The organism is Nereida sp. NH-UV-3 (genome assembly GCF_042939535.1).
GTDB classification, from domain to species: domain Bacteria; phylum Pseudomonadota; class Alphaproteobacteria; order Rhodobacterales; family Rhodobacteraceae; genus Nereida; species Nereida ignava.
In genome coordinates this window covers 2,409,186-2,423,150 of sequence record NZ_CP132157.1, presented here as the reverse complement: position 1 = coordinate 2,423,150, position 13,965 = coordinate 2,409,186, and the positions used below count along the sequence as shown (strand labels likewise).

General features: G+C 53.0%; 11 protein-coding genes, 1 tRNA gene and 1 pseudogene. 8 read left to right on the top strand and 5 right to left on the bottom strand.

Annotation, left to right across the window (positions count from 1 at the left end; all coding sequences use genetic code 11):
- Positions 1-5 precede the first annotated feature (5 nt).
- Positions 6-935: an AEC family transporter gene (locus NeNHUV3_RS11890; protein WP_391481607.1), complete on the top strand. Its 930-nt coding sequence runs from the start codon at positions 6-8 to the stop codon at positions 933-935.
- 3 nt (positions 936-938) lie between these two features.
- Here NeNHUV3_RS11890 and NeNHUV3_RS11885 read toward each other — a convergent pair whose 3' ends face one another.
- The gene (locus tag NeNHUV3_RS11885; protein ID WP_391481605.1) at positions 939-1,616 is read right to left on the bottom strand and encodes a YjbF family lipoprotein; all 678 of its coding nucleotides are present in this window, start codon (positions 1,614-1,616) and stop codon (positions 939-941) included.
- Positions 1,613-3,510 (bottom strand): annotated as a pseudogene (locus tag NeNHUV3_RS11880) (YjbH domain-containing protein). The gene NeNHUV3_RS11885 and the pseudogene NeNHUV3_RS11880 overlap by 4 nt, the downstream one beginning before the upstream one ends.
- A gap of 218 nt (positions 3,511-3,728) precedes the next feature.
- Here NeNHUV3_RS11880 and NeNHUV3_RS11875 point away from each other — a divergent pair.
- Together NeNHUV3_RS11875 and NeNHUV3_RS11870 are read left to right on the top strand one after the other, a co-directional pair.
- Positions 3,729-5,567: a glycosyltransferase family 2 protein gene (locus NeNHUV3_RS11875; RefSeq protein ID WP_391481604.1), complete on the top strand. Its 1,839-nt coding sequence runs from the start codon at positions 3,729-3,731 to the stop codon at positions 5,565-5,567.
- A gap of 52 nt (positions 5,568-5,619) precedes the next feature.
- Entirely contained in the window at positions 5,620-5,820 is a 201-nt protein-coding gene (locus NeNHUV3_RS11870; RefSeq protein ID WP_391481602.1) for a hypothetical protein, read from the top strand.
- An 89-nt stretch (positions 5,821-5,909) separates the two neighbouring features.
- Here NeNHUV3_RS11870 and NeNHUV3_RS11865 read toward each other — a convergent pair.
- Positions 5,910-5,996: transfer RNA gene (locus NeNHUV3_RS11865), tRNA-Leu, on the bottom strand.
- 171 nt (positions 5,997-6,167) lie between these two features.
- Here NeNHUV3_RS11865 and lipB point away from each other — a divergent pair.
- The 3 genes from lipB (at position 6,168) to NeNHUV3_RS11850 (ending at position 9,471) form a co-directional block, all read left to right on the top strand.
- Entirely contained in the window at positions 6,168-6,824 is a 657-nt protein-coding gene (lipB, locus tag NeNHUV3_RS11860; RefSeq protein WP_391481600.1) for a lipoyl(octanoyl) transferase LipB, read from the top strand.
- A gap of 270 nt (positions 6,825-7,094) precedes the next feature.
- Positions 7,095-8,771: a cytochrome c oxidase subunit I gene (ctaD, locus tag NeNHUV3_RS11855; protein WP_391481598.1), complete on the top strand. Its 1,677-nt coding sequence runs from the start codon at positions 7,095-7,097 to the stop codon at positions 8,769-8,771.
- 190 nt (positions 8,772-8,961) lie between these two features.
- Complete coding sequence (locus tag NeNHUV3_RS11850; RefSeq protein ID WP_391481596.1) at positions 8,962-9,471, top strand: DUF2244 domain-containing protein; 510 nt, start codon at positions 8,962-8,964, stop codon at positions 9,469-9,471.
- Here NeNHUV3_RS11850 and NeNHUV3_RS11845 read toward each other — a convergent pair.
- The gene (locus NeNHUV3_RS11845; RefSeq protein ID WP_341247112.1) at positions 9,449-9,910 is read right to left on the bottom strand and encodes a GatB/YqeY domain-containing protein; all 462 of its coding nucleotides are present in this window, start codon (positions 9,908-9,910) and stop codon (positions 9,449-9,451) included. The genes NeNHUV3_RS11850 and NeNHUV3_RS11845 overlap by 23 nt on opposite strands.
- Before the next feature lie 203 nt (positions 9,911-10,113).
- Here NeNHUV3_RS11845 and carA point away from each other — a divergent pair, with 203 nt between their 5' ends.
- Both carA and NeNHUV3_RS11835 read left to right on the top strand, forming a co-directional pair.
- On the top strand, positions 10,114-11,277 hold the full coding sequence (gene carA / locus NeNHUV3_RS11840; RefSeq protein ID WP_391481594.1) for a glutamine-hydrolyzing carbamoyl-phosphate synthase small subunit: 1,164 nt from the start codon (positions 10,114-10,116) through the stop codon (positions 11,275-11,277).
- 86 nt (positions 11,278-11,363) lie between these two features.
- Complete coding sequence (locus NeNHUV3_RS11835) at positions 11,364-13,367, top strand: glycosyltransferase family 2 protein (protein WP_391481592.1); 2,004 nt, start codon at positions 11,364-11,366, stop codon at positions 13,365-13,367.
- Here the strand turns inward: NeNHUV3_RS11835 and NeNHUV3_RS11830 are convergent.
- Positions 13,252-13,902: a GntR family transcriptional regulator gene (locus NeNHUV3_RS11830; RefSeq protein ID WP_334066708.1), complete on the bottom strand. Its 651-nt coding sequence runs from the start codon at positions 13,900-13,902 to the stop codon at positions 13,252-13,254. The genes NeNHUV3_RS11835 and NeNHUV3_RS11830 overlap by 116 nt on opposite strands.
- Positions 13,903-13,965: the final 63 nt, after the last annotated feature.

Here is a 13,965-nt window from a genome sequence, read left to right as displayed (position 1 = left end):
CCGCCATGCAAGCTCTGATTGACGTCATTATTCCTGTCTTTTTGTTGGTCGGTTTCGGCTATGCCGCCTCGTGGGGTGGATTGTTTAAGGCAGAATATGTTGATGGGCTGATGAAGTTTGCCCAAGGATTTGCGATCCCGTGCTTGCTGTTTTCGGCCATCGCTAACCTTGATCTTGACCAATCCTTCAACTGGCCCATTCTGCTTAGCTTTTATTTAGGCGCATTTGTGTGTTTCGCCTTGGGGCTGATCGGTGCCAGAGTACTGTTCAAACGCGATTGGGAAGACGCAGTTGCCATCGGGTTTGTGGCGCTCTTTTCAAACTCCGTACTTCTTGGCCTGCCAATTACCGAGCGCGCTTTTGGCTCCGAGGCCCTGACCGGTAACTACGCCATCATCGCCATTCACGCGCCACTTAACCTAAGCATTGGCATCATCGGGATGGAGCTTGCCAAAGCCCACGGCGCGCCTGCCCGTGACGTTGCGCGCACCATATTTACCTCTACGATCAAAAACTCACTGATCATCGGCATTTCGCTTGGCTTCATCGTGAACCTCACCGGATTGACCGTGCCGAGTGTGCTGCAAGACGCCATTGATTTGATGATCCGTGCCGCCCTGCCCGCCGCACTTTTCGGACTTGGCGGCGTGTTACACCGCTATAAACCCGAAGGTGATATGACCACGGTGCTTTACGTTGTCGCCCTGTCGTTAGTGGTCCATCCAGTGATCGTTTACAGCGTTGGTCAGCTGGTTGATCTGTCTACCTTCGAGATGCGCTCAGCTATCATTACAGCCGCCTCCGCCCCCGGTATCAACGCCTACTTATTCGCAAACATGTACGGGCGGGCAAAACGTGTGGCCGCTACATCGGTCCTTTTGGGCACTGCCGCAAACATGGTGTCTATCTGGGTCTGGTTGTTGATCTTGTCGTGACGCCTAATCAAGCGGTTCAAGAACTTCGACGTTGAGATACCCCTGATCAGGCCCCGCCCATTGGCGCGATTGCCACGCAAACCCTGTACGCTCATCCACAAAATAGAGGTTGCGGAATCCGGCCCCTCCGCCCTCGCAAGTTTCGATCATTTGACGGGTTGTATAACTCAGCTCAGCCAATGTGATACGCACCGTGTCACCCGCACTATAGCTACATCTGACATTCCAAGACTGTCCGTCAGGCCCGCGACCTGGGGTAAAATATGTTCGTGTAATTGCCTCGGGCCACCTATTTGGTGGGAGTGGAAAAGCGATCGGGTCGTTGCTTTCGACCTGCATTGGCAGCAAGTCAAACCCAAAGCCCTGAGTTGCAACGACCAACCCACCTTTGAGGGTAATTTGGCGTTTAGACGGTGTAAGGTATGACACACGGTTACCGCGTGCACGGTTGGCCAGCGCCAGCGTTCTCAACTTTTGATCAGGTACCTCGACACGGATATTTGCAAGATCAAGCACGTCAATTTGGTCACGCGAAATCTCAGCCCTTGAGACCTGTTGGCTTGACCCCGCACGTCCATCCCGAAGCTGCTCACTGGCCAGTTTCCAAAGCTGGCCGTTGCTGCCCCCTGATGAGCAAGCGGTAGATAACAGCAGACATGCTCCAACAATCGCGCGCATCATTTCCAGAACTCCCCCCAGCTGTCGTATACGCGCTGATCACCCGCATCACGCACCTTGGGATAAAGCCGGTCAGACACATTCAACCTCGCACCAGCATCTCCGGAAATACCGCCCAAGCGCAGCGTACTTTTCTGTGCGGTCGTGGTCGGTGCGACCCAACCCAGCGGGATCGAAACCCGTAGGCCCAACTTGAGTTGCTCGTCTTTGTTGGCTTCCGTGAGTGTCGCACTCAGCGAGGTGTCCCAGCCGTTTGCATGATAGCGTGACAGGGTCACTGTGCCGCCCCAGTCTCCCGCTAGGTATTTACCAACATCTAACTGCGCAGAAACGCTCTTATACCCTGTGTCCCAATAGACCGAGCCATGGCCCGTGGTGGCCGTGTAATCCACAAATTCAAATGGGTCGTCATAGTCACGTTTCTTCACTTCGTTCACTTCAAGACCGAATGCGAAATTGCTGGCGTTTAGGGTCCATAAGATTTCGGCACTGGCCCCGCCATAGCCGCGCTCTAGAAGGCCAAAGGAAAACCGCGAGTAAACCGTATCGGAAAGTTTGCGCTGATAGACAGCCGCAAGTTGCGTGAGTTGCACCGAGCTCCGGTCATACGAGCTGTTATCGCTGCGCGCCATTGGCAACGCGGGTGCGGGGTCTTGATTTTTGTCCCCCGCCAACAAGTAATCAAGCACGCCCACAAAACTCAGGGATGGCGACACGGTATATTTACCGAACGCATTTAGAACCGCCACAGGATCAAACTCATTGTCAGAAGTCACATCAAGCTGGATGCGCGGTGCGACCGACCAATAAAACCCTGGCTGCTGTTGTTGCTGCCAGTCCCATGTCTGGGCCCTATCAGACGCGCCTGTGATCCCTGTGTTGGCCAACACTTGCGAGCCACCCCGTGGCTGATCAACCAATTGATGGATGTCGTTACGCCGGATCGTAAAGGTTTTCGTGGGCAGATCGTTCAGGGTTAGCGAAATATCAAATACGTTGACGCTTTGCGGTGAGGTCGCCGCCAAAACACGCGCCGTACGTCCAATCACTTTGGGCACTGCTGCATTGCTCCAAGACACAACACGGACCGCCGCAACGTCTCCGTCTAACTTTGCCTTTTGCAATTGAATGCCTTGTTCGGACAGCAACCCCGCCAAGCGGTCAAAATCAGGCGACGCCGCACCGCCCCATGTTTGCGCCGCACCACTGCGCGCGCCAACAAATACAGGCGGAGCCCCAACAGGCTGTGCAACACGTGGCCGGTTTGGGTTGCCAGAAAGGGTCAGCTTCACACCGACGGTATCGCCACCGCGCTGATTGGCCCCAAGTGTCAGTCCTTCACTGACCTCGTAACGCGCACCAAAATTGAACCGGCTATCTGGCATCACTGCTTCGTTGGCAAAAGTATCACTGCTGTATTCAGCGGCCAGTGAAAGCCCGTCTACCGGTGTGTGCCACAACAGGCCTGCAAAAACGCCAGCGTCCCCTTTGAACAGGTGATCAAAACTGGCGCGCTTTGCGGTGTCAAACGCGGGACGCTGACCAAATGGTGCGGAAACATCTGCCGTCCCCCCGTAGCGTCTCCACCCCAGACCCACGCTGGCCTCAACGGTCTGTGCAGTGTTCTGCTCGCCACAATATACTCGGCCGCATCACGATCGTTTCCAAACAGCCCGTTAATGCCCACGCTGATCGCAGGCAAAATACGCCCTTCATCTGTCAGCGCATATTTCAGATTGAGCGAGGTATTCTCGGACGAAACTCCAGCTCCAATATCGTCGTACGTCGCGAAGCTGAGCGAGGTTTGAAGCCTTGGCAGCGCTTGGAACGTGAAGTTCAGCGTAGAAAAGTCCTTGTCACGTGCAAGGCTTAACGCGCTTTCTGCATCCGGCAACATGAACGCATCAGGCATATCAATAAGCCCCGAGACACCCCGTGGCGTAAGGTTAAAGTCCGCGGCCCCCAGCACCGATGGGACCAAAATACACACCAATGTTGTTGATAACCGCTTCACCCTTGCACCCGTTACATCACCCCGCCATCAAGCGTATACTACATCCGTAACGTGGCCGATGGATTGCAAACGCGCAATTCAGACTTAACGAGTACTCAGTAATGTCGCCCACTTTTTCGTTGGATATTTTCATCGCTGTCGAGGCCGGTGAAACCCCAAAAGATATCGAAACAACATTGTGCCATTTTGAGGCTGCTCTGGAAGGCTGCAGCGGACGGGCGCATCTGATGGTGCTCATCAGTGAAGGTACATCAGAAGCAAGGGCTCAGGCGGATAAAGTCGTCAATGATATCAACTGCGCGCAGATTGAGATTGTCAGCGTAGCTGCGTCCGATTGGCACGAAACATATCGCACGGCGCGCGCACATTTTAGCCAGAGTGGCCGCGAGTGGTTTGCATTCTTTGCATTCGGTTTAACACCGGATCCCTACTGGCTTGCTGAAATACAAAAAGCCGCAAGCCTTTGGCCTGAGAGAGCCGCGTTTTTTGGTCCCGTGGATAACGACTGCAAGCAAACATCTGGGATTTACGATGGCATTTCATACGGCGAAGAAGCCACTGTGCTGTGGCAAGCCAATCACGTCATAAAAGCCCCACTGCTTCAGCTGGGGCCGCTTGGCGCAGATCACGCCACTTTCGTCCCGTTCGCACGCGTTAGGGATAACACCTCGACCAAAACCATACGGCACCTTCAGCACCTGTCGGTTCCTGATCCACAAATTGAACAAAACTCAAAACGCCTTAGAAACGAACCTCTCAAAATATGGATGAGCGTTGCGTTGAAAGGCTTTAACTTCGGCTGGAAACTACTTGAAGAGACGGGATTTTATATTGTACGGGGTCGATGGAGAACGGCCCATATAGCCCGTGAAAGACTAAGATTGACCCGTGCCTGGGCGGCAGGCCTAGCCGTTCTTTGGCCGCAACTTCAACTGCGAAAACTGCCCTCAGCGGACCTTCCTGTCGCAGCGCATGCCCGTCGTCTGTCAAAAAAACGTGGCCAAATCAGCATTGTGATGTGCACCCACAATCGCCCCGAGCTTTTCAAGCGTGCAATGCGCTCACTTGCGATGATGATCCCATGCAGAGATCACGACGTGGATGTCATCGTGGTTGAGAACGAACAACACCCAAAAGTTCAGCAGTGGATCACCGCGCAAGCGTGGCCCTGGCCGGTCATTCATGTTTTGGAGACCAAACAAGGGTTAGCACACGCACGCAACAGGGGCTTGGACATCGCGGATGCCCGAGGCAGCCAATGGGTCGCCAGTTTCGATGATGACCAAGAAGCTGACCCTGCTTGGCTGCTCGAGTATGAGCGCGCAATCGCATCATATCCAACCGCACGCGCATTTACGGGCCCGTATGTGTTCCGATACCCAAAGGGGCTATCGGCATTTCGGCGCAGAACAGAAATGTCTGGCTACCGGCTTGGCCAGCCAATGACGATTGCCGCAACTGGAAACGCGTTCTTCCACCGCGATCTGTTTGGGGCGGAGGCCGCGGGGCTTCGGTTTGATAACCGCTTCAACAAAACAGGCGGTGAAGATACCGCGTTTTCCAAGTCGGTACTCAAAATGGGGCAGAAAATATATTGGGTGCCATCTGCAAAAATATCCGAGGACGTGGACAGAGATCGGACAACGCTGCAGTATCTCTCGCTCAGAACAACTCACAACGCCCTAAACGCCAGTGTCAGTCGGAGGATCAATTATGGCACTGCCCAAGGATTGCTGCGCGACATAATACAAATCTACCGATCTATAATCCTGACCCTACTCGCCGTTTTATGTGCGTTCATGTTTTTGCCCTTCTACCCCAAACGGGCAAAAGCGCATTTGGGCGACGTAGTGATCTGGCTCTCGCGCATTAAAGGCATCGTGCTTAGTTACTTTGGCAAATCAATTGAAGCCTACGGCACAACCACCGGCAAAAATTAAGACGTGGAAAAACAGGCCTATCTGATAAAGTTAACAAGGTATTAACGAGTTGGTGGGCCAGATTAAGAAATTACTATTGATCTCTATTGGATTAGGAATTGCAGGTTTTGCGGCATATGCAGGCGGGCTTGCGGAAGGCCTTGTCGATCCAGAAGTGTTGGAACCAGAAGACGATGATATCGGTTGGCTCTTGCCAACGTTGCTGTTGATCGGGGTAGCCGCACTAGTAGCGGCGAACGACGACGGCACCTAAGGCCGTTATCAGAATACAAACCATTACTTTGGCCCTGACGTTAAATCGTTGGGGCCTTTTTGATGGGAAACTGCTTTGGAAATCTACAATGGTGCGGTCGGGGGGACTCGAACCCCCACGAGTGTTACCTCACAGCGACCTCAACGCTGCGCGTCTACCAATTCCGCCACGACCGCATGTTCATGTGCTTGGTATGGGCGCGGCTTAGACAAACTGCGGCGGCCTTACAAGTCAAAAAATGCACGTCACTCATGACAATCTCAACATGGCCTGATATTGCCTTGCAAAATTGCCGCTGCGCCATCGGATTGTCAGTAGGCAGGGACATGCAAGCTAGGAAATTCTAAATGGTCGAATGGATTACCTCCACGTCTTTGGTCTCATATGACGCGGCTTGCGCTGAGATGGAGCGACGCGTTGCAGGGATCATCGACGGCACGATGAACGAGGCGATCTGGCTGCTTGAACACCCCCCTCTTTACACTGCAGGCACATCGGCGGACCCAAGTGATTTGACCGACCCAAACCGTTTTGACGTGTTTGAGAGTAAGCGTGGCGGACAGTATACATATCACGGGCCGGGACAGCGGGTCATCTACACTATGCTTGACGTGAACAAACGGGGCCGTGATGTGCGTACGTTTGTGCAATCTCTGGAAGCTTGGGTGATTGACGCGTTAGGCGAGTTCAATGTGACCGGTCATATTCGCGACAGTAGGGTTGGCGTTTGGGTTGAGCGGCCTGAAAAGCCGCTTGGCCCGAATGGTGGCATGGCTGAGGATAAAGTGGCCGCGATTGGAATTCGCCTGCGCAAGTGGGTCAGCTTTCACGGCATTTCAATCAATGTTGAACCGGATTTGTCGCATTTTGACGGCATTGTGCCCTGCGGAATTACAGATCACGGTGTTACATCGCTGGTGGATTTGGGCCTTCCTGTTACGATGGACGACCTCGACGTCGCATTACGCAAAACGTTTGAGACGCATTTTCCCGCGATCATTTAGAAATAACAAAGCACTGAAATACCAAAAACAATCCGTTACGACGGGCCAGATCTTCAACGTATACAATTGTTTACAATTCTAAACTGGCGGTAAAATCAGATATTTAGATCGTTCCAACTTGAATGACCTGCGCCATTTTAGCCCACATTTTACGGCGTATTAACATTGCTCTGATAGCGGCTGTGCCTTAGTAACAGGTCAGAATACCCTCCACGAGTCGCTTCGTGGGGTGATATACATTGGGAACCAACAAAAACGGAGGCACCGGACATGGCAGACGCCGCCATTCACGGCCACGACGCTGAGCACGAAGACAACCGCGGGTTCTTTACCCGTTGGTTTATGTCTACAAACCACAAAGACATCGGCATTCTTTACCTATTTGCATCGGGTATCGTCGGTTTCATTTCCGTAGCATTCACAGTTTACATGCGCCTCGAGCTCATGGAACCTGGCGTGCAATACATGTGTCTTGAAGGCGCACGTTTCCTCGCATCTGAGGCAACTTGTACGCCAAACGGTCACCTGTGGAACGTCATGATCACCTACCACGGTGTTTTGATGATGTTCTTTGTTGTTATCCCCGCCTTGTTTGGTGGTTTTGGTAACTACTTCATGCCATTGCAAATTGGCGCGCCAGACATGGCCTTCCCACGTTTGAACAACTTGTCATTCTGGTTGTTCATCGCAGGTACGTCGCTGGGTGTCGCATCAATGTTGGCACCAGGCGGCAACGGCCAATTGGGCTCAGGCGTCGGATGGGTCATGTATCCACCGCTTTCAACGTCAGAAGCCGGCATGTCGATGGACTTGGCAATCTTTGCTGTACACGTTTCCGGCGCATCTTCGATCCTGGGTGCGATCAACATCATCACCACGTTCCTGAACATGCGTGCGCCGGGTATGACACTGCACAAAGTACCACTTTTTGCATGGTCTATTTTTGTAACTGCATGGTTGATCCTTCTGGCACTGCCCGTGCTTGCAGGTGCGATCACAATGTTGCTGACAGACCGCAACTTTGGCACGTCCTTCTTCCAGCCTGATGGCGGTGGCGACCCTGTTCTCTACCAACACATCTTGTGGTTCTTCGGACACCCGGAAGTGTACATCATCATTCTGCCGGGCTTTGGTATCATCAGCCACATCATCGCAACATTCTCGCGCAAGCCGATCTTTGGCTACCTGCCAATGGTTTACGCGATGGTCGCAATTGGTGTCTTGGGCTTCGTTGTCTGGGCGCACCACATGTACACAGTCGGCATGTCACTGACGCAACAGTCATACTTCATGATGGCAACGATGGTGATTGCGGTACCGACCGGCGTGAAAATCTTTAGCTGGATCGCGACAATGTGGGGCGGCTCTGTTGAGTTCAAAACACCTATGCTTTGGGCGTTCGGCTTCTTGTTCCTCTTCACCGTCGGTGGTGTAACAGGCATCGTATTGTCACAAGCCGGTGTAGACCGCGCTTATCATGACACATACTATGTGGTTGCTCACTTCCACTACGTGATGAGCCTTGGGGCGGTGTTCTGCATCTTCGCAGGTATCTACTTCTACCTGCCGAAAATGTCCGGTCGCATGTATCCCGAGTGGGCTGGTAAGCTGCACTTCTGGGCAATGTTTATCGGTGCAAACCTGACATTCTTCCCGCAGCACTTCTTGGGCCGTCAGGGTATGCCTCGTCGCTACATCGACTACCCCGAAGCGTTCGCAACTTGGAACTACGTCTCCTCGATCGGTGCATTCCTGTCGTTTGGTTCGTTCCTCTTCTTCATCGTGGTTCTGTTCTACACATTGCTTGCAGGACGCCGCGTGACAGAAGCGAACCCATGGAACGAGTATGCAGATACGCTGGAGTGGACACTTCCATCACCACCCCCAGAGCATACATTTGAAATTCTTCCAAAGCAGGAAGACTGGGACAAAGGCCACGCGCACTAAGCGTTGTAGCCCACGACGAAACAAGAAAGCCCTCGCCTTTATCGGCGGGGGCTTTTTCTTTTTGACCGGATGGAAGTCATTCATTTTGACCTGCGGCAAAACATACAGTGGAAAAGCAGTGGTCAGCATTGCTAACTCGCAAGAGCAGCCTAACTTCTGGGCAAGAATAGACACGCAAGCGACAGACGACATGCCCTATCAAATTACCAATCAAAACCCTTGCACCATAACACTTTGGCCTCACCAATCGATGACACCACAAGGCTTCGTCTGGTTCATCGGCATTACCAGCAGCCTAATTTTTCTGCCCGCAATCGCCATTCTGGGCAGCCCCGTTGTTTGGGGTCTGCTGCCATTCTTTATCATCGCACTTTGGGCAGTCTGGAGCGCGATCCGCCGCAACCAGAAAGACGCCGCGGTGCGCGAAACGCTTACAATTGATTGTGAAACAACTGCTTTGTCGCGGATCAACCCACGTGCACCGGCCCAAAGCTGGCAAGCTAACACCTACTGGGTCAGCGCACACATGCACACTAAGGCCGGACCCGTAGAAAACTATGTTACGTTGAAAGGCGCCAACCGCGAGGTCGAGCTTGGCGCGTTTTTATCAGCTGATGAGCGCGTCACACTCTATGATGACGTGCAACGCCTGCTCAAAGAACACCGTGAAGCGACCCCTAGCTATTCAGCTGATCCTTGACCATCGGGCCTACGCTGCCAAAGTCCATCTGGCCGGTATAGGCAGCTTTCAACGCTGCCATCACTTTACCCATATCACGGATGCCCTCGGCCCCGGTCGTGCGAATGGCTTCTTGAACTGCGGCTGCGGTTTCGTCCGCATCAAGTTGCTTTGGCAAATAATCCTCGATGATCGAGATTTCCTGTAGCTCTTTTTCCGCAAGCTCCAGACGCCCGCCCTCTTCATAGGCTTTGGCACTTTCTTTGCGCTGCTTGACCATCTTGCCCAGAATAGACGTGATATCGGCATCGCTCACAGAGACCACCTCATCAGATCCACGCGCAGCAATCTCACGATCTTTGATCGCGGCGTTCACCAACCGCAGCGTTGACAAGCGGGCAGTATCTTTCGCCTTCATCGCCTCTTTCAGCGCGGCAGAAATCTGTTCTTTCATTGTCATGGCAGGACCTAATTTGTCAGTTAAGTTAAAGGACTAAGGTATAGGCGTAACAGCGTTACAACTCAAGCCCGACGAGAAGTCCTCAAGTCATTGATAAATATATGAAATTATATATTCACCCAATGCACAGACCGCCTGTTGACGCCCTTACGCCAAGTGCCTATGTTCCGCCAAGTTTGACCTGATGAACCGGAATCTGCGCCATGACTGACACGTCTCACCCCACAGCTTGCCTCGCCCTTGCAGATGGAACGTTGTTCTACGGATTTGGCTTCGGTGCAGAAGGCATCGTTGAAGCTGAACTTTGCTTCAACACGGCAATGACCGGCTACCAAGAGATTATGACAGACCCGTCATACGCCGGCCAGATTGTTACTTTTACGTTCCCACACATTGGCAACACAGGCATCACACCAGAAGATGATGAGCACGCAGACCCAATCGCGGCCGGCATGGTTGTGAAGTGGGACCCGACAGACGCATCGAACTGGCGCTCAACACAAGAACTGGGTGAGTGGCTTAGCGCACGCAACCGCATGGGGCTGGGCGGCGTTGATACACGCGCCCTCACCCGCGCGATACGCCACCAAGGCGCGCCACATGTGGCGATGGAATACCGCGAAGATGGAAAATTCGATATTGAAGCGCTCGTCGCGAAAGCCCGTGATTTCAAGGGCCTCGAAGGGCTCGACCTCGCAAAAGACGTCACATGTGCACAAAGCTACACTTGGGATGAAATGCGGTGGGCTTGGCCCGATGGCCACGCAAAGCGCAGCGAGGCTGGCTTCAAAGTAGTCGCGCTAGATTTCGGCGCAAAACGTAACATTTTGCGGTGCCTTGCGTCTGCGGGATGTGATGTAACTGTTCTACCCGCAAAAGCGACAGCAGAAGAAGTGTTGGCACACAAACCCGACGGTGTGTTCCTGTCAAACGGTCCGGGCGATCCGGCAGCGACGGGTACTTACGCTGTACCAATGATCAAAGACGTTTTGGCGCAATCTAACATTCCGGTCTTTGGTATCTGTCTGGGTCACCAAATGTTGGCTCTCGCCCTTGGTGCACAAACTGTGAAAATGAACCACGGCCACCACGGCGCCAACCACCCTGTTAAGGATTTGGAAACCGGGAAAGTTGAGATCACCTCAATGAACCACGGCTTCACGGTAGATAGCCAAACACTACCCGACGGTGTGCTAGAAACGCATGTTTCTTTGTTTGACGGGTCTAACTGTGGCATCCGGATGGCTGATCGGCCCGTGTTCAGCGTGCAATACCACCCTGAAGCAAGTCCGGGCCCGATGGACAGTTATTACCTGTTTGAACGGTTTGTAGAGCACATGTCTGAGCAGGCAAAAACATCTGCTTGAACGGCTTGGGTTTAACCACTCTTTAAGGATCAGACGCCATCACTAACATGCAGCTTATTGCGGCTGTGCGTTAGTAAAGAGTTGTCATGTCATCCCATCCACTTACCCTTGTTGAGGGGCAATCACGACATTCGTTTGGTTCGGTAAAAAGCGGCTCTCAGGACGCAAGTAGCCCCTTGCTTGATGTGATGCTTGACCTCGGAACACTTGCACCTGCCGATGCGCAAGAAGTTGCTAGCAATGCACGGCATGATTGGACGCCAACCTGCGAATATGTTAATTTTATGTTCATGCTTGACGAGGCGGATATCCTGCGCGCTCAAAGCCTTAAATGCGGTGCACGTATAGTTGACCCCGCAACTCCGTTCCGCCAACCCGAGTTGCTTGAAGATGTAGACATCAGGAAATGTATCAAGAAAGCCATTATTCCACTGCGTAATGTGGGCTCCGCCACTTTAGTCGTGACATCATCGCCTACAAGCTTTGCAGCGGACACTGCACATTTACCCGATCACCTGCATCCGCTCAAAATGGCACTGGCAACACGCCATCAGATCACAGATGTCATCGCCAATGATCACAAAACACGGCTGGCTGAACTGGCCGAAAGTCGTGTTCATTCCGAAGATAGTTGCCGGCATTTAAGTAAGCCCACATCAAGAACAGCAAAAATTCTCTGGCTCTTGGGCTTTGGCAGCGTCGCTTTGTTTATGCCAAAGGTCCTATTTGCAGCGCTGATTGGCTGGGCCATTCTCAGCATGTTCGCAGTTCTTGCGCTCCGCGTTTGGGCCAGCATTGTTTATCTGTGCCAAAACCTCAAAGCACGCCAAGAGACCGCACTCCTTCAATTACCAACAGTATCAATTTTGGTTCCCCTTCTGAATGAGCGCAACATCGCCGGACAGTTAGTCAGACAGCTTAGCCGCCTCGATTATCCCCGTGAAAAGCTTGACGTGTGCTTGATCACCGAAGCCAGTGATAAGGTGACCCAAACCACATTGCGCGAGACGATTTTGCCCCATTGGATACGGGTTCACGAGGTTCCTAAGGGCAGCCTTAAAACCAAACCACGCGCGATGAATTACGCACTCGATTTTTGTCGTGGCAGCATCATCGGGATTTATGATGCTGAAGATGCGCCGGAACCAGATCAGCTGCTCAAGATTGTCCATGGCTTTGCCAACCGCCCCGCCGAAGTGGCATGCCTGCAGGGTGCTCTCGATTTCTATAATCCAAAACAAAACTGGATGTCGCGCTGCTTTACCCTCGAATACGCCACGTGGTTCAGACTAATCTTGCCAGGCTTCCAAGCCCTCGGACTGCCAATTCCACTGGGTGGCACAACAGTTTTCTTTCGCAGGCACGTCCTTGAGGAATTAGGCGGATGGGACGCGCACAACGTGACCGAAGACGCCGAACTCGGCATGCGTTTGGCCAAAGCAGGCTACAGAACCGAATTGATTGACACCACGACCTATGAAGAAGCGTGCTGCGCGCCACGCGCTTGGATCCGTCAACGCTCACGATGGCTAAAGGGATACGCCGCCACATATATGGTGCTAATGAAGGAACCAAAGGCGCTTTTCACGCAATTAGGATGGCGTGGGTTTCTGGGCGTACAGCTGATCTTTTTGTGTACGCTTAGCCAATTCGCATTGGCGCCCCTGATTTTAGGCTTGTGGCTTCTGCCCGTTCAAGAGGTGGCTTCAAGCACGGGGATCAGCTGGCTGACAAGTGCAATCGTGGCGATGTTCATCATGGCTGAAATTGCCAACATCACGGTTACAGCACTTGCAACTCGAAGGGCGGAACATCGCCGGTTTTGGATATGGATACCCACACTACACGCCTATTTCTTCTTGGCGTCACTGGCCTGCTACAAGGCCCTGTGGGAGCTTATTCGCGATCCGTTCTACTGGGATAAAACAAGCCACGGCAAATCCCTCAGAAGTGCCCAGCCATCGCCAGCAGGCGCTAAATCCCCGTTGCCTCGACCGCTTCGGCGTCCGCACGTAGGCGCGTTTGAAAAGCCACCGAAATATGTTCGCGCAGAGCCTGATAAGCACGGTCGCCGTCACCGGTTTCAATAGCCGAAACAATCGCATCGTGTTCTTCAAGGGCAAGCTTGTCGCGCCCCTCAATCGCAAGTGATGTGGTCGCCAACAGCGCCATAGAACGGTGAACAAGATCAAGCTGGCGCACCAAAAAGCGGTTATGACTGGCCAAGTGAATTTGCTTGTGGAACCTACGATTGGCCCGCGACAACGCAGACGGGTCCCCCATCAGCTTGTGATCTTCGTCGACCATTTCACGCAGAACTTTCACTTCTTCAGGTGTGGCATGGCGTGCGGCCAGCTGCGCGGCCAAACCCTCAAGTTCTGCCCGCACCACGTAAAGCTCTGCCAACTGATTATGATCCAGCGACGCAACAATCAGGCTTCGCCCATCACGGGTCAAAAGACTTTGTGTCTCAAGGCGCTGTAACGCTTCGCGAATAGGTGTTCTAGATACGCCAAAACGGTCAGCAAGCTCACTCTCAACCAAGCGCGATCCGGGCTTGTAAACACCTACATCAATCGCATCGAGGATCAGGTCATATGCATCTTTTTGATTTGGTTTCAACATTTTGGCGTCCGTTCTTCGTGCGTTCCCTGACCCTAGCCCGACAGCTCGCACGCTGGCAACCCG

Bases quoted from the DNA above. Each gene is read 5' to 3' on its own strand.
- NeNHUV3_RS11890 (WP_391481607.1), top strand. From the start codon at position 6: ATGCAAGCTCTGATTGACGTCATTATTCCTGTCTTTTTGTTGGTCGGT.
- lipB (WP_391481600.1), top strand. From the start codon at position 6,168: ATGGTCGAATGGATTACCTCCACGTCTTTGGTCTCATATGACGCGGCT.
- ctaD (WP_391481598.1), top strand. From the start codon at position 7,095: ATGGCAGACGCCGCCATTCACGGCCACGACGCTGAGCACGAAGACAAC.
- NeNHUV3_RS11875 (WP_391481604.1), top strand. From the start codon at position 3,729: ATGTCGCCCACTTTTTCGTTGGATATTTTCATCGCTGTCGAGGCCGGT.
- NeNHUV3_RS11850 (WP_391481596.1), top strand. From the start codon at position 8,962: ATGCCCTATCAAATTACCAATCAAAACCCTTGCACCATAACACTTTGG.
- NeNHUV3_RS11830 (WP_334066708.1), bottom strand. From the start codon at position 13,902: ATGTTGAAACCAAATCAAAAAGATGCATATGACCTGATCCTCGATGCG.
- NeNHUV3_RS11835 (WP_391481592.1), top strand. From the start codon at position 11,364: ATGTCATCCCATCCACTTACCCTTGTTGAGGGGCAATCACGACATTCG.
- carA (WP_391481594.1), top strand. From the start codon at position 10,114: ATGACTGACACGTCTCACCCCACAGCTTGCCTCGCCCTTGCAGATGGA.
- NeNHUV3_RS11845 (WP_341247112.1), bottom strand. From the start codon at position 9,910: ATGACAATGAAAGAACAGATTTCTGCCGCGCTGAAAGAGGCGATGAAG.
- NeNHUV3_RS11885 (WP_391481605.1), bottom strand. From the start codon at position 1,616: ATGATGCGCGCGATTGTTGGAGCATGTCTGCTGTTATCTACCGCTTGC.